Raw genomic sequence first — 23,259 nt, 5'->3', positions numbered from 1 at the left:
GGGGGATGTGGACGGCGTCCGCCCTGCGCCGGCGGGACACGGGCCCGAGCGACGTCGGGACGGGCGGCGTCAGGAGAAGTCGCCGGACTCCGGGAGCTTGATGTCGGGCTTGGGCAGCTCCTCGATGTTGACGTCCTTGAACGTCACGACGCGCACGTTCTTGACGAAGCGCGCAGGCCGGTAGATGTCCCACACCCACGCGTCGGACATCGTCACGTCGAAGAACACCTCACCGCCGTCGGTGCGCACCTTCACGTCGACGGAGTTGGCCAGGTAGAAGCGGCGCTCGGTCTCGACGACGTGGGTGAAGAGGCCGACGACGTCGCGGTACTCCTTGTAGAGCTGCAGCTCCATCTCGGTCTCGTACTTCTCGAGGTCTTCCGAGCTCACGTGATCGCCGCTCCTGTCTGCTCGTGCTGCTCGTGCAGCTGGCGCTGTCCCTGCTGGCCCTGGCCGTCGGCCACCAGCGGCGGCAGCGACGCGTCGGTCATCTCATTCAACACCTCAAGTGCGGGGTCGTCTCCCACCCCGGGCAGACGCCACGAGCGCCGGTGCAGGTCACACGGCCCCACCCTGGTCAAGGCCTCGAGGTGCTCGGGTGCCGCGTAGCCCTTGTTGAGGTTCCAGCCGTACTCGGGGTGCACGTCGGCCAGGCCGACCATCATCGTGTCGCGCTCGACCTTGGCGAGCACGCTCGCGGCCGCGACGGACGAGCACTTGAGGTCGGCCTTGACCATCGTCGTCACCGGAGGCGTCGAGGGTCCCGTGGCGTCGCCGGCGAAGGCGAGCAGGCCGACCTCGCCCGGAGCCGTGAGCCAGTCGTGGTTGCCGTCGAGGATGACGAGGTCGGGCACGACGTCGATGGCGGCGAGGGCGCGGGTGCCCGCAAGGCGCAGCGCCGCCATGATGCCGATGGCGTCGATCTCGTCGGCCGACGCGTGACCGACGGCGTAGGCGACGGCCCACCGCTGGATCCGCGGCACCAGGCCGACGCGGGCCTTCTCGGTGAGCAGCTTGGAGTCCTTGACCCCGGTGGGGGCGGTGCGGACGGTCTCGTCGATGACGACGACGCCGACGGTGACGGGCCCGGCGAGCGCGCCGCGCCCGACCTCGTCCATCCCGGCGAGGAGGCGGTGGCCGGATCGCTGCAGCGCACGCTCCACGCGGAGGGAGGGCTTCTTGGAGGGGGCGGGTCGGGGCATCTTCAGTCTGTCCGGGGGCGGAGCGCGGTGGCGGGATGACGTCTGCGCGTCAGCGGGACGCCGTCGTCGCCGTCGTCGCCTTGCTGGTGGGGGTCGGGTTCGTCGTCGCCTTGGGGGTGGCGCCGGAGGGCGCGGGTACCGACCCGAAGGTCCGCTCGGGCACGCCGAGCCACGTCACGTGGTCGATGGGCCACACGATGAACAGTGCGCGCCCGACGATCCTGTCCATGGGCACCGAGCCGGTGGCGCCCGTCCCGTCGTCGTGCCAGCGGCTGTCGGAGGAGTCCGAGCGGTGGTCGCCCATGACCCAGATCTTGCCCGGCGGCACGACGATGTCGAACGCCTTGCCCTGGCTCGGGGCGTCGCCCGGCTTGACGTAGGACTCGGTGATCTCGACGCCGTTGACCTTGATCTTGCCGGTGCCGCCGTCGGCCTGGACGTGGTCGCCGGGTAGGCCGATGACCCGCTTGATGAGGTGGTTCTCGGCGTCCTCGGGCAGCAGGCCGACGAAGACCAGCGCGTCGTGGAACGGCCCGCCGACGGTGCTGTGCGCATTCTCGACCCCGGAGAGCCAGGGCGATGGCGTGCCCGGGTCCTCGAAGACGACGACGTCGCCGCGCTTGAGGTCGAAGGGGCCGGGCGTCAGCTTGCTGACGATGACGCGGTCGTCCTTGACGAGCGTGTTCTCCATCGAGCCGGACGGGATGTAGAAGGCCTGGAACAGCCAGGTCTTGACGATGAACGACAGGGCCATCGCGAGGACGACGACGATGACGATCTCCTTGATCCCCGCGAGCAGCGTCGCCCCGAAGCCGCGACGCGGCTCCTCGTCGTAGTCACCGTCGAGATAGTCCTCGTCGTCGCTGTCGTCAGCCGAACGCCCGCGCGTCGGGTCCTCGGAGCGTCCGGTGTACTGCGACATCACTCACCATTTCGTGGGACGGAGGCAATCTGGCCCTGCTCGACCGGGCCGAGCCGACCGAGCGGCCAGTATCGCACCCAGACCTTGCCGATGACGTCCTCCCCCGGCACCATGCCGCCGCCCGGATCGCCGAGGTGTGCCCGCGAGTCCGAGGACGACCCGCGGTTGTCGCCCATCACCCAGAACCGGTCGCGCGGGACCTGCACGTCGAAGGGCACGAGGCTCGGTTTCTGGCCCGGCGCGAGGTAGGGCTCGTCGATCGCGACGCCGTTGACCTCGAGGCGTCCGTCCGCGGCGCAACAGCGGACGCGGTCACCGGGCAGCCCGATGATCCGCTTGACGTAGTCCGTCGGCTGGCCTTTGCCGACGATGCTCTCGGCGGCCTCGACGAGCGTCTGCAGGAACCCCCGGTCGGGGACCCGCAGGCCGAAGGCCTGGGAGGCGTCGAAGACGATGATGTCGCCGCGCTCGAGGTGCTCGGGGGCGGTGGTGCGCGAGACGAGGAGGCGGTCGCCGACGAGGAGGGTGTCCTCCATCGACTCGCTCGGGATGCCGAACGGCGTCACGAGGAAGGCCCGCACGACGACGACGGCGAGCAGCAGGACGGCCGGGCCGATCATCCAGCGGTGCCGGCGCAGGGCGCTGCGCGACCGCGCCACTCCCGGGGACGACGAAGGCGCGGCGGGCCCCTGCTCCGGTGGGATGCCGGCTGTCATGCCGGCACGCCCGCGTGGGGACCCACCGCGCCTCGGGTGGTCAACCTGACGCCGTGCGTCAGTTCTTCGCGTCGGCCTTGGCCGGGACCGTTTCGCGCTTCTCGCGGATCTTGGCGGCCTTGCCGCGCAGACCGCGCAGGTAGTACAGCTTCGCGCGACGGACGTCACCGCGGGTGACCAGCTCGATCTTGTCGATGATCGGCGTGTGCAGCGGGAAGGTGCGCTCGACCCCGACACCGAAGGAGATCTTGCGGACGGTGAAGGTCTCGCCGACGCCGCCGCCGTGACGACGGATGACGACACCCTGGAAGACCTGGATGCGCGAGCGGGTGCCCTCGACGACCTTGACGTGGACCTTCACGGTGTCGCCGGCGCGGAACTCCGGGACGTCGGTGCGCATCGAGGCGGCGTTGAGCTCGTCGAACGTGTGCATGGTTGGATCGCTTTCCTGGGTGCCACAGGCCACCCCTCGCAGGTCATGGTGCGCGTCGGCCGGGCCACGTGGGCCACCCGGCGGGACGGACCCGCGTGGTGGTGACCCGACTCCCCCTGTGGCAGGGGCCGTCATGTGCCGGACGCAAGGACCAAGTCTGCCAGAGCCACGCGCAGACCCGAAATCGGCGAGCGCCCCACCGGGCGGCGCGACCACGGCGGCGCCACCGGCCGCGTCACCGGCGGCGTCACCGGCCGTGTGTCCGGCGTCGTCGACGGTCACGTCCACGGTCACGTCCACGGTGCCGTCTACGGTGGCGCCGTGGACGTCTCCCCCGGCTGGTCCGTCGCCCTCGCCCTCGTCGTGCTGCTCACCGTGACCGTCGTGGCACAGCGAGCCGGCCGCATCCCCCTCGACCGCCAGGCGGTCGTCGCCGCCCTCCGCGCGGTCGTGCAGCTGTCGCTGGTCGCGCTCGTCATCACCGTCGTCGTCGGGTCGGTCTGGCTGTCGCTGCTCGCCGTCGGGGTCATGTTCGCGACCGCCGTGCTCACGACCGCCAGGCGCGTCGGCGCGTCGGCGTCCTGGCCCTGGGCCGCCGTGGCGATGGCCAGCGGGGTGCTGCCCGTCGTGTCGGTCATCGTCCTCAGCGGCACCGTGCCCTTCACGGGGATCGCGCTCATCCCGGTGGCCGGCATCGTCATCGGCAACACCATGACCGTGCACACGCTCGTGGGTCGGCGCGCCTTCGCGGCCCTGCGCGAGGAGCACGGGCAGTACGAGGCGGCGTTGTCGCTCGGCCTCACGTCCGCCCAGGCCATCGACGAGATCATCGCCCGGCGGGTGCCCGAGGGGATCGTCCCGAGCCTGGACCAGGTGCGCACGTCGGGCCTCGTCACGCTGCCGGGCGCCTTCATCGGCGTCATGCTCGGTGGCGGCAGCGCCATCCAGGCGGCCACCGCCCAGGTCCTCGTCCTCTTCGCGATCATGGCCACCCAGGCCATCACCGCGGGTGTCGAGGCCCGCTTCATCCGCGAGCGGCGCATCCTGCCCGACGACCTCCGGGGCGCCCTCGTCTCCTGAGGACGGACGCGTCAGCGACGCCGCTTGCGCAACCGCACGGCACCGGGCACGGCCGGCTGCGCCGACGTGTCGATGCGGTAGCCGGCCTTGCGATAGAGGCGCAGGTTGTCGGTGCTGCGCTCGCCCGTGTCGAGGGCGAACGTGCGGACGTCGGCCGGGGCCGTCGCCTCTGCGTGCTCGAGCAGCCGCCGGCCGAGCCCGTGGCCCTGGAGGTCCGGCGCCACGCACAGGCGGCCGACGAACCACTCGTCGCCGTGCCGCGACGTGCGCACCGAGCCGACGATGCGGCCGCCCTTGACGGCGACCCACGTGTCGTGGGCCTCGAGCGCGGCCCGGGCCTGCTCGAGGGTCTCGGTGAGCGCGGGGATCGCGAGGGTGTCGTTGGCGAGGGCCTCCTGCACCCAGCAGGCCCGGGTCAGGACGTGCAGCTCGGGGACGTCGGCCGGCGTCGCGAGCCGGATCTCGACCTCGCCCGCACCGTGCGAGGCGTGGAGCAGGTCCGGACGGCGTGCCGCAGTGCGCTCGAGCCGCTGCCGGTGGCGCCAGGCGGCGATGGCGGCGTGGTCGCCCGAGAGCAGGACGTCCGGCACGTCGCGGCCCTTCCACGTCCGGGGGCGGGTGTAGATCGGGTACTCGAGCAGGCCGTCCTCGTGGGACTCCTCGACGAGCGACTCGGCGTTGCCGATGACCCCGGGCAGGAGCCGCCCGACCGCCTCGACCATGGCGAGCACGGCGACCTCGCCGCCGTTGAGGACGTAGTCGCCGAGGCTGACGACCGAGACCTCGAGCCCGAGGTCCTCGCGAGCGTACTCGTAGACCCGTTCGTCGATGCCCTCGTAGCGCCCGCAGGCGAACGCCAGCCACGGCTCCTTCGCCAGCTCACGGGCGAGAGACTGCGAGAACGGGGTGCCGCCCGGGCCGGGGACGACGAGCCGGGGCCGTCCCGCGCTGCCGGCAGGCGCGGACGCGACGACGGCGTCGAGCGCCTCGGACCACGGCTGCGGCTTCATCACCATGCCGGCGCCGCCGCCGTACGGGGTGTCGTCGACGGTGCGGTGCCGGTCGTGCGCGTGGTCCCGCAGGTCGTGGACGCGCACGTCGAGCAGGCCGTCGGCGCGGGCCTTGCCGATGAGCGACAGGTCGAGCGCGGCGAGGTACTCGGGGAAGATCGAGACGACGTCGACGCGCAGGGTGGGGCCGGCACCGGGCGCGACGTCGGTCGGGGGCGCAGGGCTCACTCGCCCGCCTCGCGGTAGAGGTCGAAGAGGCCGGGCGGCGGGTCGACGACGACGTGGTCGGATTCGACCGTCGGCACGATGCGCCGCACGAACGGAACCCAGGCCGTGAACCCCTCGTCGAGGGCGAGGACGAGCCGGTCCTGGGCCGCGCCGATCTCCAGGCCGCTCACGGTGCCGAGGCGGGCACCGGCGGTGTCGCGCACCTCGAGCCCGACGAGATCCTCCTCGTAGAAGGCGTCCTCCTCGGCGGCCGCCTGCGGCTCGGGCAGCACGAGGCGCGTGCCGCGCAGGCCCTCGGCACCGACGCGGTCGGGCACCTCCTCGAAACGCAGCAACCAGATGCCGCGATGCACGCGGGTGCTCGCCACGGTCAGCCGGTGGGGGACGCCGGTTCCCGGCTCGGCCTCCGTCTCGATGACGGTGCCGACGGCGAACCGCGTCTCGGGGTCGTCGGTGTGCAGCTGGACGGTGACCTCTCCCCGCAGGCCGTGCGGTTTGCCGATGCGCGCGAGCACGACGTTCATGGCGCCGATCCTCTCAGGTTTGGCGGTGGCCCGGACGCCGCGAGGGGCGCCCCGGGAGGTCCCGGGACGCCCCTCGGCGTCGGTGGTGCGGCTGCGGCCGTCCTCGGACGGCTCAGCGGACGCGGTCGGTGTCGACGATGTCGACCCGGACGTTCCCGCCGCCCGCGAGCGCGCTGACGACGGTGCGCAGGGCGCTGGCGGTGCGTCCGGAGCGGCCGATGACGCGGCCGAGGTCGTCGGGGTGGACCCGGACCTCGAGCAGCTCGCCACGACGCAGCTCCTTGCGACGCACGACGACGTCCTCGTCGTGGTCGACGATGCCCTTGACGAGGTGCTCGAGCGCCTCCTCGAGCACGGTCACTCGCTCTTCTCGGCCTCGGCGGCCTCGGGAGCGGCCTCGGTGGCCTCGGTCGCCTCGGCCACCGGAGCGTCGGCCTTCTTGGCCGCCTTCTTCTTCGGGGTCGTGGCGCCGGAGGCACCCGCGTCGGAGCCCTTGCCGGCGGCGGCCACGGCGGCCTCGTAGAGGTCCTTCTTCGAGGGCTTCGGCTCGGCGGTCCGGACCTTGCCCTCCTCGACGACCTTGAGCAGGGCGGCGACGGCCTCGGTCGGCTGGGCGCCCTGGCTGAGCCAGTACTTCGCGCGCTCGGCGTCGATCTCGATGAGCGAGGGCTCCTCGGTGGGGTGGTACTTGCCGATCTCCTCGATCGCACGGCCGTCGCGCTTGGTGCGCGAGTCCATGACGACGACGCGGTAGAACGGTGCACGGATCTTGCCCATGCGCTTCAGTCGGATCTTGACTGCCACGGTCTGGTGGTCTCCTTCATCGTGAGCACGGCAAGACCGCCGCGGGATCGGCGGGGAGCCATGGCTCGGGTGTAGGCGTCCGGTCCAGCCGAGCTGCGGCCGGACGGGTACAGCCGTCCATTGTGCCAGACGCGGGACGGTGCTCCGAACCGTGTCTGCGCCCCGACCGCGCTCAGGCGAACGCGGCCCGCACGGCAAGGGCCTGCCGCACGACCTCACGACGCGGCACGTCGAAGGCCGCGTCGAGGACCGGGACGACCGACGGCGCGAAACCGCTGCGCGCCAGGCCCATCCGCACCTCCGGCCGCGTCGCGCGGCACTCGACGACACCACCGACCGGTGACGTACGCAGCAGCTCGAAGAGGATGGCGGTGGTTCGCGCGTCCTGCGTGACCGTCGCCCCCGTGGAGTCGGGCCCAGTGAGCGTCGACGCCGACAGCAGGGGCACCTCGAGCTCGGCCGCGAGGGCCGAGGCGAGGCCCTGGCCACCCTGCCCGGCGAACCCCGCGCCGCCGAGGACGACGCAGGCGAGGCGCCGCAGCCCGTGGGCCCGGTACGGCGGGGCGGGCCACTCCGAGGACAGCACGGTGTAGCGGTCGTGGTCGCGCCAGGCGCGTCGGCCGTCGACGCCGGGCAGGTGCAGGAAGTCGCGGGAGAACCCCTCGTGGACGAACCCGAGGGAGCGCACGAGCCCGGCCGAGCGGGTGTTGGCCGGCTGGATGTTGGCCTCGAGCCGGTGCAGGCCCAGGCCGTGCGGCTCGTCGGCGAAGGCGAGGCCGACGACGAGCTCGAGCCCTTCGGCGAACAGGCCCCGCCCGACGTAGGGGTCGTACGCGTCGTAGCCGACCGTGGCGCTGCGGAACGCGCCCCCGACGACGTTGGCGACGTTGACGCGTCCGACGAGCCCGTGGTCACCCCCGGGGTCGCGGGCCAGGACGAGGAACGTGCGGTAGGTCGGCGACTGGTTGTGCAGGACGATCGGGAAGTTCGTCGGGTCCGGCATCGCGAAGTCCGACAGCCGTCGCAGCGAGCGCGTCACGGCCTCGGCGTAGGCCGCCGTGTCGGACGGCCGGGGCGGGCGCACCTCGACGCGCTCGCCCGTGGCGCTCAGCGGCGGGTCGGCGGGCTCGGGCTCACGGGGCCCCTCAGCGGACAACGCGCCCCCGCAGGACGATGCCCGTCGGGTCCGCGAGCGCGCAGAGGTCCTCGCGCGGGTCACCGGCGACGACGAGCAGGTCGGCGTCGGCACCCTCCTCGAGGCCGGGCCGGCCCAGCCACCGTCGGGCCGACCACGTCCCCGCGGACAACGCCTCGACCCGGGTCAGGCCGGCCGTGGTCAGCTCGACCATCTCCTGGACCGCGAGGCCGTGGGGCAGGCTGCCACCGGCGTCGGTGCCGACGTAGATCGGCACCCCGGCCTCGTGGGCGGCGCCGACCGTGGCGTGCCGCCGCGCGTGCAGGTCGAGCATGTGCCGGTGGTAGCCGGGGAACTTCTCCCGCGCCGGCTCGGCGATCGCCGGGAAGGTCGCGATGTTGACGAGCGTCGGCACGATGGCGATGCCCTGGGCCGCGAAGGTGTCGATGGTGTCGTCCTGCAGGCCGGTGGCGTGCTCGACGCAGTCGATGCCGGCATCCGCGAGGTCGCGCAGCGACTGCTCGCCGAAGCAGTGCGCCGTGACGCGGACCCCTTCCTCGTGCGCGGTGGCGACGGCGGCGGCGGCCGCCTCCCGGGACCAGCTCGGCGCGAGGTCGCCGACGTCGCGGTCGATCCAGTCCCCGACGAGCTTGACCCAGCCGTCGCCGCGGTGGGCCTCGAGCCGGACGTAGCGCGTCAGCTCGTCCTCCTCGATCTCGTGCCCGAAGTTGCGCAGGTAGCGGCGCGTCCGCGCGATGTGTCGCCCGGCACGGATGATCTTGGGCAGGTCCGCACGGTCGTCCACCCACCGCGTGTCACCCGGCTGGCCGGCGTCGCGGATGAGGAGCGTGCCGGCGTCACGGTCGGTGATCGCCTGCTGCTCGGCGACCTCGCGGGGCACCTCGCCGTGCGGCCCGAGGCCCACGTGGCAGTGCGCGTCGACGATGCCCGGCACCACCCAGCCCTCGAGCGTCTGCACGTCCACGGTCGAGGCGGGGGCGGTGAAGGTGATGCGCCCGTCGACGACCCACAGCTGGTCGACCCTCTCCTCCGGTCCGACGAGCACGCGACCACGCACATGGAGCACCGGTGCTGTCATGGCACCGACCCTAACCGGGAAGGCCTCCGGCCGGGCTCAGCGGTGGGCGCCTCGGAGCGTCGCGAGGACGTCGGCCCAGTGGGCCACGAGGGTGGCGAGGTGGCCGGCGCCCGCACGGACGACGAGAACCGAGGTGGGCAGGTGCGCGTGGAGCCACTCGCCGTGGGCCAGCGGCACCGCCCGGTCGTGGTCTCCGTACCAGAGGTGGACGGGGGCCCGGACGGCGGACAGGTCGAGGTCCCACCCCGGCCCGAGCGCGAGGTCGTCCCGCGAGACGCCGCGGTAGGCGGGCACGCCGGGCCGTCCGGCCGGGGTCCACGGCTCGAGCAGCTCCGGCACGACGAACCTGCCGACGAGGTGGCCGCGACCGTCACGGTGCAGGCGGTCCACCCGTGCCACGGCGGACTCGACGCGTCCGGCCCGCAGGAGAGCGGTGGCCTCGGCGTCGACGGACCCCGGTTCGAGCTCGGCCAGCGGCCCGACCCCGGCGACGACGCCGACCGCGACGACGCGGCCCGGCGCGACGGCCGCTGCCGCGAGGGCGTAGGGCCCACCACCGGAGGCGCCGAGCGCTGCGAAGGACCCCATCCCGAGCCGGTCGGCGACCTCGACCGCGTCGCGCGCCACCGACGTCAGGGTCGTGGCGGCGTCGCTCGAACCGCCGTACCCCGGACGCGACGCCGACACCAGCCGCACGCCCGCGCGTCGGGCGGCGCCGTCGCCGAGGGCGCCCTGCAGGCGGCCGCCGGGGGTGCCGTGGAAGTACAGGACGGGCGAGCCCCGCGGGTCACCGCCCTCCCAGACGTCGACGCGGCGGCCGTCGCCGAGGACGAGGCGGTGCAGCCCGTTCGTCGTGACCACGGCACGAGCCTAGGCCGGTGTGCCCCGGAGTCACCGAGGAGTCACCCGCGCAGGAGCCGGGGCACCGCGAAGACGTCGACGAGCGCGGACCCGCGAAGGACGGTGATCTCCATCGACCGGTCGATGGCCTCGTCGAGCAGGATCCGCTGCAGCGACTGCGCGTCGGTCAGCGCTCGCCCGTCGGCGGCGACGACGACGTCGCCCCGCATGAGCCCCGCGCCCTCGGCAGGGCTGCCCGGCACCACCTGGACGATCCGCAGCGCGGTGCGTCGGCCGAGTCTGGCCGCGACCTCGTCGGACACGGGGACGGGCGCGGTCACCAGGCCGAGGTAGCCCCTGCGGACGTGCCCGTCGTCGACGAGCGCCTCGATGATCCTGCGGGTGGTGGCGTTGACGGGTACCGCGAGGCCCAGCCCGACACCGGCCACCGCCGTGTTGATCCCCACGACCCGCGCCCGGGAGTCGGCGAGCGCCCCACCGGAGTTGCCAGGGTTCAGGGCCGCGTCGGTCTGGATGACGTCCTCGACGAACCGGCCGGCAGTGCCGGAGCGGGTCGGCAGCGACCGCCCCAGGGCGCTGACCACGCCGGCTGTGACACTCCCCTCGAGGCCGAGGGGGTTGCCGATGGCGACGACGACGTGCCCGACCTCGAGCCGGTCGGCGTCACCGAACTCGGGCGGCGGGGCGAGCGACGACTCGGCGCGCACGACCGCGAGGTCCGAGAGCGGGTCGGTCCCGACGAGGTGCACGGTGACGGAGGTGCCGTCGACGAAGTGGGCCGTGCCCCGGTCGACGCCGTCGACGACGTGGGCGTTGGTCAGCAGCAGCCCGTCCTCGGTGAGCACGACGGCCGACCCGCCGCCCTCGACGGTCCCGCCCCGGACCGGCCGGTGGACCCGGAGGCTCGCCACGACCGGTGCGAGCCGGCGGGCGACGGAGCTCACGGTCCGTGAGTACGCGTCGAGGACCTCGTCGTCGGCCGGTTCCGGCGCCGCCGGCATCTCGAAGAGCGCCATTCCTCCTCCTGCTGCCCCACCGCGGCGAGCGCGGTGCACCTCACCCGTGCAGCGAACGGGCCGCTGGAGGCATTCCCGGGCCGGCGGGGTTTCGCCCGAGGCGAACACGCGCCAGGCGGGAGGACGGACCAGGGGGACGGGCGCCCGGCCCGGGCGTCCGTGGTTCCGGCCGGTCGACCGGACGCGTGACCCGGGAGGCCGGCGTCAGCCCTTGCCGAGGAACTTCTCGAAGCCCTTCGGCAGGCTCGACGGGTCGAGGCCGGCGAGCGGGTCGGTCGAGCCGTCGGCACCGCCGAACGAGCTGCCCGCCAGCGGACGCGGCGCTCCGGCGCGTTCGGCGGCGGCGCGCTCCTCCGCGGCCCGCTTGGCCGGGTTGCCGCTCCTGCTCTTCCTGCGCTGCGGCTGCTGCTTGCCGCGCTTGCCCTTGCCGGGGACTCCCGGCATCCCGGGCAGACCGCCACCACCGCCACGGGCCAGCGACTTCATCATCTTCTGGGCCTGGCCGAAGCGCTCGAGCAGCTGGTTGACGTCGGTGACGGTGACACCGGAGCCCTTGGCGATGCGGGCGCGTCGGGAGCCGTTGATCTGCTTGGGGTGGGTGCGCTCGAAGGGCGTCATCGAACGGACCATGGCCTCGACCCGGTCGAACTCGCGGTCGTCGAAGGCGTCGAGCTGCTCTCGCATGCCCTGCATGCCCGGCATCATCTTCAGCATCGACTTGAGCGAGCCCATCCGCTTGATGGCGTTCATCTGCTCGAGGAAGTCCTCGAACGTGAAGTCCTCCTCGGCGAGGAACTTGCGGGCCATCTCGTCGGCCTGGCGCTTGTCGAAGGCCTTCTCGGCCTGCTCGATGAGCGTCAGGACGTCGCCCATGTCCAGGATGCGGCTGGCCATGCGGTCGGGGTGGAACACCTCGATGTCGGTGACCTTCTCACCGGTCGAGGCGAACATGATCGGCTCGCCCGTGATCTCGGTGACCGACAGGGCTGCACCACCGCGGGCGTCGCCGTCGAGCTTGGACAGCACGACGCCGGTGAAGGCGACGCCGTCGTGGAAGGCCTGGGCGGTCTCGACGGCCGCCTGGCCGATCATCGCGTCGATGACGAAGAGGACCTCGTCGGGCTGCACGGCGTCACGGATGTCGGACGCCTGCTGCATGAGGTCGGCGTCGACGGCGAGGCGGCCGGCGGTGTCGACGATGACGACGTCGTACTGCTTGGCGCGCGCGTGCTCGATGCCGAGCCGTGACACGGCGACGGGGTCGCCGAACGAGCGGGTGCCCTCGCCGGTGCCGAGGACGGCGTCGTGGCCGCCCATGTTGCCCCGCTCCGGGGCGAAGACCGGGATGCCGGCGCGCTCACCGACGACCTCGAGCTGGGTGACGGCGTTGGGGCGCTGGAGGTCGGCGGCGACGAGCACCGGCGTGTGCCCCTGGTCCTTGAGGCGGCGCCCCAGCTTGCCGGCGAAGGTCGTCTTGCCCGAGCCCTGCAGGCCCGCCAGGAGGATGACCGTGGGCGGCTGCTTGGCCAGCCGCAGCGTGCGGGTCTGGCCACCGAGGATCCCGACGAGCTCCTCGTTGACGATCTTGACGACCTGCTGGGCCGGGTTGAGCGCCTGGCTGACCTCGGCGCCGAGCGCCCGCTCGCGCACCCGCGAGGTGAAACGCTTGACGACGGGCAGCGCGACGTCGGCGTCGAGCAGGGCGAGCCGGATGTCGCGGATCGTCGAGTTGACGTCGGACTCCGAGAGCCTCCCCTTGCCGCGGAGGTTCTTGAAGGTGGCGGTCAGCCGGTCAGACAGGGATGCGAACACCCGCAAAGGCTATCCGCTCCGGCGTCCTGCTCCGACCCGGCGCTCGGCCGGCGCCGGTTCAGTCGGCGTCGCAGGTGTCGATGATCATGGCGACGGCCTGGGCGGCGCGGGCCGGTGCCAGCTGGCCGCCGCCGAACTCGGTGACGTAGAACGTGTCGAGCGTCTGGCCGGCGTACGTCGCGATGTGGGCCGACCGCACCGACAGCGACGCCCTGGCCAGCGTGATGCCGATGTCCTGCAGCAGACCGGGGCGGTCCGTGGCGCGCACCTCGATGACCGTCGCGGTCTCGGACGCGCTGCTGATGACCATGGCGCGCGTGGAGTCGACCGACCCCGAGCCGGGGCTGCGCACGCTCGAGGACCGTCGACGCTGGAGCCTGCCGAGTGGTGACCGGTCCCCCGCCGCCACCCGGGTCAGGTCACGGGCGATCGCCTCGGGCAGCGGCGTCTCGCTGCTCGGCGAGTCGACCCACCACTCGTTGACGGCGAGCCGGTCGAGGGTCCGCACGATGGCAGAGCGCACGACGAAGCCGTGCGCCGCGAGCAGTCCGGCGGTGTCGGCGAAGAGGCCGGCACGGTCGCGGTCGACGATGTCGATGCGGTGTGCGCCGCCGAGCGAGGTCACGGTGACATACGGCTCGCCGGCGGCGACGCGCGCCTGTGCCTCGGGCGAGAGCGGCACGGTCTCCATCGGTTCCACCACGAGCGGCCCCTCTCCGTCGGTGCGGGCGCCAAGGGCCGACCGGCAGGCGTCGTGCAGGCGCGCCACGAGCCCGGCCCGCCAGTCGCTCCACGCCTTCGGGCCGGCAGCCGACGCGTCCGCCTCGGTGAGGGCGCGCAGCAGGTCGAGCGTCGTCGCCGACCCGGCGACGGCATCGGACAGGGCCGTGATCGTGGCCGGGTCCTCCGGGTCGCGACGGGTCGCGAGGTCGACGAGGGTGAGGTGCTCGCGCACGAGCCGCACGACGACCGCACGGTCGGCGTCGGGGACACCCATGCGGGCCAGCACACGGTCGGCGATACCCGCACCGGTGACCGAGTGGTCCTGGGCTCCGGGCACCTTGCCGATGTCGTGGAGCACCGCGGCCAGCATGAGCAGGTCGGGCCGCGACACGTCGCGGACCATGCCGCTCGCGGCCACGACGGTCTCGATGAGGTGCCGGTCCACGGTGTGGCGGTGCACGGCGTTGCGCTGTGGGCGGCTGCGGACGACGCCCCACTCGGGGATCCACCGCTCGATGACACCGGCGAGGTCGAGGCCCTCCCAGACGGTGACGAGCCCGGGACCGGTGGCCAGGAGGTCGGCGAAGAGGTTGCGCGCGACCTCGGGCCACGGTTCGAGCATCGGGGGGGCCTGTGCGGCAAGGTTCTTCAGGGTCGTCGGCGACAGCGGGATGCCGGCGCGGGCCGCGACCACGGCCGCCCGCAGCGGGATGACCGGGTCGGAGGCGAGGTCGGCGGACGGGCCGAGCACTGCCTCGCCGTCGTGCCGGTAGAGGCCGTAGCCGAGCGGGGCCAGCTGGGGCCGGCGGGGCCCGACGCGCAGCGTCCGCGCACGCTGGGACTGCATGGCCCGGCGCAACGTGCCGTCGACGGCGTAGGCGATGGTCCGGGCCGACGTCGACAGCTCGGTGAGCAGGTCGTCGGCGTCGGTGTGGCCGAGCAGCGCCGCGCACGCGTCCTGGTCGTCGCGGGTGAGGCGGTCACGCCCACGGCCGGTGACGACGTGGATGGCGTCGCGGATGTCGAGGATGCGCTCGTAGGCGGCGTCGACCTCCCCGTGCGGGCGGTCGGTGAGCCAGGCGGCCGTGAGGGCGCGCAGGACCGACATGTCGCGCAGGCCGCCGTGCGACTCCTTGAGGTCGGGCTCGATGAGGTGGGCCAGGTCGCCCTGTCGGGAGTGCCGCTGGAGCACGGACTCGTGCATCTCGCCGAGGCGCGTGCGGGCGTTGGCGCGCCAGTCGTGCGCCACCGTCGAGCGGGCCGCGTTGACGACGTCGGCGTCGCCGGCGACGTGGGTCAGGTCGAGCAGCCCGACCGCGGCCGAGAGGTCCTCCGAGGCCACCGCCCGGCAGTCGGCCACGGTGCGGACGCTGTGGTCGAGCTTCACCCCGGCGTCCCAGATCGGGTACCAGAGCCGGTCGGCGAAGGCGCCGACCTCCTTGCCCGACAGCCCCCGCGGGTGGTGGACGAGGACGAGGTCGTAGTCGCTGAGGGGTCCCCCGTCGCCACGGGCGAGCGAGCCGACCGCGGCGAGGGCCACCCCGGCATGCCGTCGCCCGGCGCAGGCCTCGCGCCAGAGCTCCTGGAGCCACCCGAACCCGAACTCCGCGAGCGCCCGGCGCCGCGTGGGTCCGGCGCCGGGCGTCGCGAAGGTCCGGGTGCCGGCGAGGTCCAGACGTCGGGTGGTCACATCCGTCATGTCAGGTTCTCGCCGTCCCCTTGTGGTGCGTGTGCACGATGCTGTGGTGCTGTACTTCTCCGGTGCTGCGTCCGCTGGAGGTGGGTCGCGCTCAGAGCGCGTCGATACCACGCTCGCCGGTGCGGACGCGGACGACCTCGTCGACCGGCACGGACCAGATCTTGCCGTCACCGATGCGACCGGTCTGGGCGGCCTTGAGGATGACGTCGAGGACGTCGGACGCGTCGACGTCGTCGACGAGCACCTCGAGCCGCACCTTCGGCACGAAGTCGACCGTGTACTCCGCGCCGCGGTAGACCTCGCTGTGGCCCCGCTGGCGGCCGTAGCCGCTGGCCTCGCTGATCGTCATGCCGGCGACCCCGAAGGCCTCGAGGGCCTCCTTCACCTCGTCGAGCTGGTGGGGCTTGATGATGGCGGTGATGAGCTTCATGCGTTGGCTCCTTCGACCTGCGAGGCGGTGACGACGGGACGGGCGGCGGCGGAGCGGCCGGTGGAGGCAGGGAAGCCGCCGAGCTCGTACCCGGTCTCCGCGTGGACGACCTGGTCGATGCCCTCGGACTCGGCGTCCTCGGCGATCCGCCAGCCGAGCGTGGCCTTGAGGGCCAGACCGATGACGTAGGTGAGGACGAACGAGAACACGACCGAGATCAGGGCGATGATGACCTGCAGGACGGTCTGCTGCCAGCCGCCGCCGAGGAACAGGCCCGTCCCGGTCGCGAGCAGGCCGGCGCCGATGGTGCCCCAGAGTCCGGCGACGAGGTGCACGCCGACGACGTCGAGCGAGTCGTCGTAGCCGAGCTTGTACTTGAGGCCGACGGCGACGGCCGACAGGCCACCGGCGACGACGCCGAGGATGATGGAGGTGACCGGCGTCAGCGCGCCACAGGCCGGGGTGATGGCGACGAGGCCGGCGACGACGCCGGACGCGGCACCGAGCGAGGTGGCGTGGCCGTCGCGGCGCTTCTCCACGAGGAGCCAGCCGGCTGCGGCGGCGCACGTGGCGACCGTCGTGTTGAGCCAGACCTTCGAGGCGACGCCGTCCGCGGCCAGCTCGGAGCCGGCGTTGAACCCGAACCAGCCGAACCACAGCAGCCCGGCGCCGATCATGACGAGCGGCAGGTTGTGCGGTCGCATCGCGACCTTGCCGAAGCCGAGCCGCTTGCCCGCGAGGATCGCGAGGGCCAGGCCGGCCGCACCGGCGTTGATGTGCACGACGGTCCCACCGGCGAAGTCGATGGGGATGACCGACGCCACGCCGTCGGCGACGCCGAACAGCTTGGCCGACAGCCCGTTCTCGGCGCTGGACAGCAGCCCACCGCCCCAGACCATGTGGGCCAGCGGGAAGTAGACGACCGTGACCCACACGACGGAGAACACGATCCACGTGCCGAACTTGACGCGGTCGGCGATGGCGCCGCTGATGAGCGCGACGGTGATGACCGCGAAGGTCAGCTGGAACCCGACGTAGACGTACTCGGGGATCCAGACGCCGACGCCGAACGGGTCGACGAGGCGCGCCGCGCCGTCGGCGTCGGCCAGGGCCCCGAGGCCGAAGAGGTGGAACGGGCTGGTGAAGATGCCACCGACGTCACCGGTCTTGTCCTGGAGGTTGCCGAAGGACATCGAGTAGCCCCAGAGCACGTAGACGATGCCGACGGCGGCCAGGGCGCCGAAGCTCATCATCATCATGTTGAGGACGGACTTTGAACGGGTCATGCCGCCGTAGAAGAAGGCGAGACCCGGCGTCATGAGCAGGACCATCGAGGAGGCGACGAGCATGAACGCGGTCGCGGCCTCGTTGATCTGTGGAGCTTGTGCCGCGAGGGGCATCAGTGCTGGTGTCATGCGAGGAGTCTGGGGACGAGCGGTTTCACCGGACGCCGCGTCGTGTTACGGCCGTGTCAACAACACGCGCCCGGTGTTAGCCCGGAGTTACGCCGAGCGGGCCCGTCCGGATCGTGGACGGGCCCGCTCGCGCACCCTCCGGCCTCAGGCGAGGATGGCGTCGACGAACGCGTCGGGGTCGAACGGCGCGAGGTCGTCGGGGCCCTCCCCAGCCCGACAAGCTTGACCGGGACCCCGAGCTGGCGCTGGACCGCGACGACGATGCCGCCCTTGGCCGTGCCGTCGAGCTTGGTCAGCACAATGCCGGTGACGTCGACGGCCTGGGAGAACACCGTGGCCTGCTGGAGCCCGTTCTGGCCGGTCGTCGCGTCGAGGACGAGGAGCACCTCGTCGATCTGGCTCTGCTTCTCGATGACACGCTTGACCTTGCCGAGCTCGTTCATGAGGTCGACCTTGTTGTGGAGGCGCCCGGCGGTGTCGATGATGACGACGTCCGCCTCCTCCTCGATGCCGGCCCGCACGGCGTCGAAGGCGACGGCGGCGGGGTCGGCGCCGTCGCGGTCCGAGCGGACGGTCGCGACGCCGACCCGGGCACCCCACGTCTCGAGCTGGTCGGCGGCCGCGGCGCGGAAGGTGTCGGCGGCGCCGAGGAGCACCTCGCGGTCCTCGGCGACGAGGACCCGGGCCAGCTTGCCGACGGTCGTCGTCTTGCCGGCGCCGTTGACGCCGACGACGAGGACGACGGCCGGCCGGTCGCCGACCCGGCTGCTCGCGATGCGGCGGTCCATGTCGGGCTGGACGAGGGCGAGGAGGTCCTCGCGGAGCCAACCGCGCACGGTGGCCTCGTCGCTCGTGCCCTCGACCTTGACCCTGGTCCGCAGGGAGTCGACGAGCTCGGTGGCGGCCTCGACGCCGAGGTCGCTGGCGATGAGGGTGTCCTCGACCTCCTCCCAGGCCTCCTCGTCGAGGCTGCCGCGCGACAGGAGCGCGAGCAGTCCCTTGCCCAGCGCGGTGTTGGAGCGGGCGAGCCGGGCGCGCAGCCGCTGGAGCCGTCCGCGGGCCGACTCGGGCCGCTCGATCAGGATCGGCGCGACCTCCGGCTGGACGGTCTCGACGGTCTCGGCCGCGGCCTCCGGGCCGACGGTCTCGACCTCGGCGGGAGCCCCCGGTCTGTCGACCGGTGGTGCCGTCGTGTCGCTCGGAGCGGGCGGCCTGCGGTCGAGGTCCTCGACGGGCAGGCCCGGTGCGGGCGGCGCCTCACGCTCGAGCGTCGCGTCGCGGCCGCGCCCTCGGGTCAGCGTGACGCCGTAGACGATGCCACCGACGAGCACGAGCGCGCCGATGATGACGTAGATCCAGACTGTGTCCACCCGGTCATCCAACCACGCAGCCGGACCACCCCCGCGAGCCGCGACCGATGCGCAGGACGCGGGCTCGCCGTCCGGTCAGTGCGTGCGGGCGCGCGTGTGTCGCGTCCCTCCCAGGGCCGACGCGCGACGACGTGCCTCGCGTGCGACCCCCTCCCCCTTGGCGGTGAGCAGGTCTCGGCCACCACGGTGCGCGGGCACCGCGACGACGCCGACGACCGCCACACCGAGAACGGTGACGACGAGCATCGAGATGACGAGGAAGACCATGTGACAAGAGTGACGCATGTTACTCGAGGGACGCAAACCAGCGGGAGTGACGATTCGGCAACGCCGGACGCGTCAGGCGGACTGCTGGTCGGCGACGTCGCGCAGCCGCTGGCTGACCACGGTCGTCACGCCGTCGCCCCGCATGCTGACGCCGTAGAGGGCGTCGGCGATCTCCATCGTCTTCTTCTGGTGGGTGATGACGATGAGCTGGGAGCTGTCGCGCAGCTCCTCGAAGAGCGTGATGAGGCGGCCGAGGTTGGCGTCGTCGAGCGCGGCCTCGACCTCGTCCATGATGTAGAAGGGCGAGGGCCGGGCCTTGAAGATCGACACGAGCAGCGCCACCGCGACGAGCGAGCGCTCGCCGCCGGACAGCAGCGACAGCCGCTTGATCTTCTTGCCGGGCGGGCGCGCCTCGACCTCGAGGCCGGTCGTCAGCATGTTCGACGGGTCCGTGAGCACGAGCCGCCCCTCGCCGCCCGGGAAGAGTCGCTGGAAGACGCGCTCGAACTGCACCGCGGTGTCCTCGAACGCCTCGGCGAAGACCCGCTCGACGCGCTCGTCGACCTCCTTGACGATGTCGAGCAGGTCCCGCTTGCTGCTCTTGAGGTCCTCGAGCTGCTCGGTGAGGAACTTGTGCCGCTCCTCGAGCGCCGAGAACTCCTCCAGCGCCAGCGGGTTGATGCGGCCGAGCGCATTCAGCTTGCGCTCGGCCTGCCGCAGCCGCTTCTCCTGGGCGTCGCGCACGAACGGCACCGGCTCCGGCTGCGGGGCGTCGGGGTCGGCGTCGGGGTCGGGCACGACCGGCACCGGCTGGTGCGGGCCGTACTCGTCGACGAGCGCATCCGGCGCGATGCCGAGCTCCTCGACCGCGCGCGTCTCGAGCTGCTCGATGCGCAGGCGCTGCTGGGCCCGCGCCACCTCGTCGCGGTGGACCGAGTCGGTCAGCTCGCGCAGCTCGGCCTGCAGCGTCGCGACGTCCTTGCGGACGACGGCGAGCTCCGCGTCGCGCTCGGTGCGCTCGGCCTCACCGGCTGCCCGGGCACGGGCCGCCTCCTCGGCCGACTCGACGAGCAGGCCGTGCGCCCACGTGGCGGCGACCCGGACGGCCTCGGCCACGGCGGCCTCGCGGCGGCGCCGCTCCTGCCGGGCGGCGAGCCGCTCGCGCGCCTCCTCCTCGTGCCGGGCGCTGCGCTCGAGGGCGTCGGCGCGGTCCTTGAGGGCGCGGGCGCGCTCCTCACGGGTGCGCAGGGCGAGGCGCAGCTCGGTCTCGGTGGCCCGGGCCTCGCGGGCGAGGTCCTCGAGGCGGTCGCGCTCCTCGGTCGAGGGCTCGTCCTCGACCTCCCCCTCGCCGCTCGCGGCCTCGAGCCGCTCGAGCAGCTCGGCGTGCTCGGCCTGGTCGGCCTCGAGGGCGGCGGTGGCGTCCGCGATGGCGCGCTCGGTGCGCTCGACCTCGGCCCGCGCGGCGCGGACCGCCTGGCCCAGGGATCCCAGCTTCTCGGCGACCGCCGCCATGCGGGCGTCGCTCTCGTTGAGTCGCTCGAGCGCCTCGTCGACGGCCTCGGCGAGCTCCGCCCGGGTGGACTCGAGGCCGGCGAGCCGGAACCGGGACTCCTCCGCCTGCCGGGTGGCGGTGGCGACGGCGGCGCGGGCCTCGTCCAGGGCCGCCTGCAGCTCGATGAGGCTGGGCGCCGCGTGGCTCCCGCCGCGCACCCAGCCCGGCCCGTAGACGTCACCCTCGCTCGTCACGGCGGTGACTCCCGGGTGCCGGCGCACCAGCACCGACGCGGCGCCGGCGTCGGCCACGAGGGCGACGCGGTCGAGCACCTGCTCGAGGGCCGGACGCAGGGTGTCGGGGCACGAGACGACGTCGCGGGCCCAGCGCTGCCCGTCGGCCAGGACCGGCCAGCCGGCGGGGTCGACGGGCGCGGCGGACTCGGCCACGAGCAGGCTCGCGCGCCCACCGTCGTCGTCGCGCAGGGAGCGCACCGCGGCTCGGGCCCCGTCGAGTGAGCCGACCGCCAGGGCCTCGGCGGCGGTGCCGAGGGCGGCGGCCACCGCGGTCTCGAGGCCGGGCTCGACGGTCAGCAGCGAGGCGACGGACCCGAGGATGTCGTGGGTGTCGTCGGCGGCCGCCAGGAGCGCTGCGGCGCCGTCCTTGCGGCTCAGGCTCATCTCCAGCGCCTCGACGCGCGCCGCGGCGCCGGTACGGGTGCGGTCGGCGGCCGCCTCGGCGTCCTTCCACCGGGCGACCTCGGCCTCGACGGCCTCGAGCCGCTCGGCCGCCTCCTCGTACGCGCTGTCGAGGCCCTGCTCGCCCTCCTCCTCCTGGGCGACGCCGGCCTCGAGGCGGGCGAACTCGCGCTCGGCCTCGGCGGCCCGGGTCGCGGCCTGCTCGATGGTGTGGCGCAGCCGCCCCAGCTCGGCCTCGCGGGCCTCGATGCGGGAGGCCTTGGCGCCCACCTGGCCGCCGAGCTTGGCCAGCCCCTCGCGGCGGTCGGCCGCGGCGCGCGAGGCACGGGCCAGCCGGGAGGTCTCCTCGGCGTGACGCCGCTCGGCGTCGTTGCGGGTGAGCACGGCCTCCTCGAGGGCCGCGCGGGCCTCCTCGATCTCGGCGAGGAGCATCTCCTCCTGCTCGCGGACCGCCGCGGCCTGGGCGCGCAGCTCGTCGGGGTCGCGCGTCGGTCCGTCGTTGCCGGCGTCGTCCTCGGAGAGCAGGCGGACCCGCTCGGCCGCGAGCGAGCGCGTCGCGGCCATCCGCTCGACGAGCCGGCCGAGTGCCACGTACTCGTCCTGGGCGCGGGTCAGCCGCGGACGCGCGGCCTCGGCCTCGGCCTCGAGCGCGGCCAGACGCGTCGCGAGGTCGGCGATGGCCTCCTCGACCTGCGTGCGGCGCTCGATGAGCGCCGACTCGTCGGCGACCTCCTGCTCGAGCGTCGACCTCAGCTGGACGAGGTCGTCGGCGAGCAGGCGCAGCCGGGCGTCGCGGGCATCGGTCTGGATGACGGCGGCCTTGCGCGCGGTCTCGGCCTGGCGCCCGAGCGGCCCGAGCTGGCGGCGGATCTCGCTCGTGAGGTCCTGGACGCGGGTGAGGTTGGCCTCCATCGTCTCGAGCTTGCGCAGCGCGCGTTCCTTGCGCTTGCGGTGCTTGAGGACGCCCGCGGCCTCCTCGATGAAGCCGCGACGCTCCTCGGGCGTGGCCCGCAGCACGGTGTCGAGCTGGCCCTGGCCGACGATGACGTGCATCTCGCGGCCGATGCCGCTGTCGGAGAGCAGCTCCTGCACGTCGAGCAGGCGACACGGCGTGCCGTTGATCGAGTAGTCGGAGCCGCCGTTGCGGAACATCGTCCGCGCGATGGTGACCTCGGTGTAGTCGATGGGCAGCGCGCCGTCGGAGTTGTCGATCGTCAGGGCGACCTCGGCGCGGCCGAGCGGCGCGCGCCCGGCAGTGCCGGCGAAGATGACGTCCTCCATCTTGCCGCCGCGCAGCGACTTGGCGCCCTGCTCGCCCATGACCCAGGCGAGCGCGTCGACGACGTTGCTCTTGCCCGAGCCGTTGGGCCCGACGATGCAGGTGATGCCGGGCTCGAGCCGCAGGTGGGTCGCCGAGGCGAAGGACTTGAAGCCCTTCAGGGTGAGGCTCTTGACGTACACGAAAGAGGCGTTCCTTTGTGGTCCGGCCGGGCGGCGATCCCGGTCAGCGTACTAGCCGCACGGCCGCCGGCCCGGGAGGTGAGCCTCCGGGCGTCCGCGGCGTCGGGGGCGTCGGGGGCCGGCGGCGTAGCGTGTGCCCGTGACCGACGCGACGACCCGCACCGACCCGCACGCCGTCACCTCGCTCGACCGGCTCCTCGAGGTCTACCCGACTGCTCCGGTCGCGAACTCGCTCGCCAAGGAGTCGACCGTCCTGCTGCCGAGCCACCAGGAGCTCATCGCGGCCTCGCCGTTCCTCGTCGTGGCGACGGTGGGCCGGGGCGGTCTCGACCAGTCGCCGCGCGGCGACGCCCCGGGGTTCGTCCGGATCCGCGACGAACGCACCCTCGTCGTCCCCGACCGTCGCGGGAACAACCGGCTCGACACTCTGCGCAACCTCGTCGCGGACCCGCGGGTCGGCCTGCTCTTCCTCGTGCCCGGGATCGGCGAGGAGCTGCGGGTACGCGGCACCGCCGTCGTGTCCACGGACCCGGACGAGCTGGCCCGGCACGAGGTGCGCGGCGTCCTGCCGGCGTCGGTCCTCGTCGTCACCGTCGAGCGCGTCTACTTCCAGTGCGCCCGGGCCGTCAGGCGCAGCCGGCTGTGGGAGCCCGACGCCCACGTCGACCGGAGCGCCGTGCCGACGGCCGGGCGGATGACCCGCGAGGCGGGCGGCTTCGCGTCGGACGCGGAGGCGGACGCGTACGACGCGGCGCTCGACGCCCGCCAGGACGCGACGCTGTACTAGCCGGACGACGAGCTCGGGACGACGAGCCCGCGGCGACGAGCACGACCGGGCACGACCGGGCGCGGCCGGGCGCGG

General features: G+C 73.4%; 21 protein-coding genes and 1 pseudogene. 2 read left to right on the top strand and 20 right to left on the bottom strand.

Annotated elements, in window-relative coordinates; all coding sequences use genetic code 11:
• Window positions 1–69: 69 nt before the first annotated feature.
• Genes AC1VM9_RS14735 through rplS form a run of 5 tightly spaced genes read right to left on the bottom strand, consistent with a single transcriptional unit; the run spans window position 70 to window position 3,273 of the window.
• Window positions 70–390 carry a DUF2469 domain-containing protein gene (locus AC1VM9_RS14735; RefSeq protein WP_076259797.1) on the bottom strand — a complete coding sequence of 107 codons (321 nt, stop codon included), beginning with the start codon at window positions 388–390 and terminating at the stop codon, window positions 70–72.
• Complete coding sequence (locus AC1VM9_RS14730) at window positions 387–1,202, bottom strand: ribonuclease HII (RefSeq protein WP_481339219.1); 816 nt, start codon at window positions 1,200–1,202, stop codon at window positions 387–389. The genes AC1VM9_RS14735 and AC1VM9_RS14730 overlap by 4 nt, the downstream gene beginning before the upstream one ends.
• A gap of 49 nt (window positions 1,203–1,251) precedes the next feature.
• Complete coding sequence (lepB, locus tag AC1VM9_RS14725; protein WP_483123147.1) at window positions 1,252–2,124, bottom strand: signal peptidase I; 873 nt, start codon at window positions 2,122–2,124, stop codon at window positions 1,252–1,254.
• Entirely contained in the window at window positions 2,124–2,840 is a 717-nt protein-coding gene (gene lepB, locus AC1VM9_RS14720) for a signal peptidase I (RefSeq protein ID WP_483123145.1), read from the bottom strand. Before lepB (AC1VM9_RS14720) ends, lepB (AC1VM9_RS14725) begins: the two co-directional genes overlap by 1 nt.
• A gap of 58 nt (window positions 2,841–2,898) precedes the next feature.
• Window positions 2,899–3,273, bottom strand: coding sequence for a 50S ribosomal protein L19 (gene rplS / locus AC1VM9_RS14715; RefSeq protein ID WP_481339213.1), 375 nt, complete (start codon window positions 3,271–3,273; stop codon window positions 2,899–2,901).
• 321 nt (window positions 3,274–3,594) lie between these two features.
• On the opposite strand from rplS, the gene AC1VM9_RS14710 reads away from it, so the two are divergent.
• Window positions 3,595–4,353 carry an ABC transporter permease gene (locus tag AC1VM9_RS14710; protein WP_481345582.1) on the top strand — a complete coding sequence of 253 codons (759 nt, stop codon included), beginning with the start codon at window positions 3,595–3,597 and terminating at the stop codon, window positions 4,351–4,353.
• An 11-nt stretch (window positions 4,354–4,364) separates the two neighbouring features.
• On the opposite strand, the gene trmD is transcribed toward AC1VM9_RS14710, so the two are convergent.
• The 15 genes and pseudogenes from trmD to smc all read right to left on the bottom strand — a co-directional run bounded on the left by trmD (window position 4,365) and on the right by smc (window position 22,397).
• Complete coding sequence (trmD, locus tag AC1VM9_RS14705) at window positions 4,365–5,543, bottom strand: tRNA (guanosine(37)-N1)-methyltransferase TrmD (protein ID WP_483124027.1); 1,179 nt, start codon at window positions 5,541–5,543, stop codon at window positions 4,365–4,367.
• Window positions 5,544–5,587: 44 nt separating this feature from the next.
• Window positions 5,588–6,115, bottom strand: coding sequence for a ribosome maturation factor RimM (gene rimM / locus AC1VM9_RS14700; protein ID WP_481339207.1), 528 nt, complete (start codon window positions 6,113–6,115; stop codon window positions 5,588–5,590).
• 112 nt (window positions 6,116–6,227) lie between these two features.
• Window positions 6,228–6,470, bottom strand: a complete 243-nt coding sequence (locus AC1VM9_RS14695; protein WP_481339269.1) for an RNA-binding protein — start codon at window positions 6,468–6,470, stop codon at window positions 6,228–6,230.
• A gap of 2 nt (window positions 6,471–6,472) precedes the next feature.
• Window positions 6,473–6,919 (bottom strand): 30S ribosomal protein S16, encoded by a 447-nt coding sequence (rpsP, locus tag AC1VM9_RS14690; RefSeq protein WP_481339205.1) that lies wholly within the window; start codon window positions 6,917–6,919, stop codon window positions 6,473–6,475.
• 172 nt (window positions 6,920–7,091) lie between these two features.
• Window positions 7,092–8,075, bottom strand: a complete 984-nt coding sequence (locus AC1VM9_RS14685) for a GNAT family N-acetyltransferase (RefSeq protein WP_481345581.1) — start codon at window positions 8,073–8,075, stop codon at window positions 7,092–7,094.
• Window positions 8,065–9,153, bottom strand: coding sequence for an amidohydrolase family protein (locus tag AC1VM9_RS14680; RefSeq protein ID WP_481345580.1), 1,089 nt, complete (start codon window positions 9,151–9,153; stop codon window positions 8,065–8,067). Before AC1VM9_RS14680 ends, AC1VM9_RS14685 begins: the two co-directional genes overlap by 11 nt.
• Window positions 9,154–9,189: 36 nt before the next feature.
• Complete coding sequence (locus tag AC1VM9_RS14675) at window positions 9,190–10,014, bottom strand: alpha/beta fold hydrolase (RefSeq protein ID WP_481339196.1); 825 nt, start codon at window positions 10,012–10,014, stop codon at window positions 9,190–9,192.
• A gap of 41 nt (window positions 10,015–10,055) precedes the next feature.
• Window positions 10,056–11,030: a S1C family serine protease gene (locus AC1VM9_RS14670; protein ID WP_481339193.1), complete on the bottom strand. Its 975-nt coding sequence runs from the start codon at window positions 11,028–11,030 to the stop codon at window positions 10,056–10,058.
• A gap of 204 nt (window positions 11,031–11,234) precedes the next feature.
• Window positions 11,235–12,842 (bottom strand): signal recognition particle protein, encoded by a 1,608-nt coding sequence (ffh, locus tag AC1VM9_RS14665; RefSeq protein WP_483123143.1) that lies wholly within the window; start codon window positions 12,840–12,842, stop codon window positions 11,235–11,237.
• A 58-nt stretch (window positions 12,843–12,900) separates the two neighbouring features.
• Window positions 12,901–15,264 carry a [protein-PII] uridylyltransferase gene (locus AC1VM9_RS14660; RefSeq protein WP_483123142.1) on the bottom strand — a complete coding sequence of 788 codons (2,364 nt, stop codon included), beginning with the start codon at window positions 15,262–15,264 and terminating at the stop codon, window positions 12,901–12,903.
• Window positions 15,265–15,355: 91 nt separating this feature from the next.
• The gene (locus AC1VM9_RS14655; RefSeq protein WP_481339184.1) at window positions 15,356–15,694 is read right to left on the bottom strand and encodes a P-II family nitrogen regulator; all 339 of its coding nucleotides are present in this window, start codon (window positions 15,692–15,694) and stop codon (window positions 15,356–15,358) included.
• On the bottom strand, window positions 15,691–17,109 hold the full coding sequence (locus AC1VM9_RS14650) for an ammonium transporter (protein WP_481346490.1): 1,419 nt from the start codon (window positions 17,107–17,109) through the stop codon (window positions 15,691–15,693). The genes AC1VM9_RS14655 and AC1VM9_RS14650 overlap by 4 nt, the downstream gene beginning before the upstream one ends.
• A 144-nt stretch (window positions 17,110–17,253) precedes the next feature.
• Window positions 17,254–18,479: pseudogene (gene ftsY, locus AC1VM9_RS14645) on the bottom strand (signal recognition particle-docking protein FtsY).
• 75 nt (window positions 18,480–18,554) lie between these two features.
• Complete coding sequence (locus AC1VM9_RS14640; RefSeq protein WP_481339178.1) at window positions 18,555–18,746, bottom strand: hypothetical protein; 192 nt, start codon at window positions 18,744–18,746, stop codon at window positions 18,555–18,557.
• 72 nt (window positions 18,747–18,818) lie between these two features.
• Window positions 18,819–22,397: a chromosome segregation protein SMC gene (smc, locus tag AC1VM9_RS14635; RefSeq protein ID WP_483123140.1), complete on the bottom strand. Its 3,579-nt coding sequence runs from the start codon at window positions 22,395–22,397 to the stop codon at window positions 18,819–18,821.
• A gap of 139 nt (window positions 22,398–22,536) precedes the next feature.
• Here smc and AC1VM9_RS14630 point away from each other — a divergent pair, with 139 nt between their 5' ends.
• A complete protein-coding gene (locus tag AC1VM9_RS14630) occupies window positions 22,537–23,184 on the top strand; it encodes an MSMEG_1061 family FMN-dependent PPOX-type flavoprotein (protein WP_483123139.1) in 648 nt (215 codons plus the stop codon).
• Window positions 23,185–23,259: the final 75 nt, after the last annotated feature.

Source organism: Monashia sp. HAY1-11D (assembly GCF_056868035.1).
This window is presented reverse-complemented; position numbering and strand designations above follow the sequence as displayed.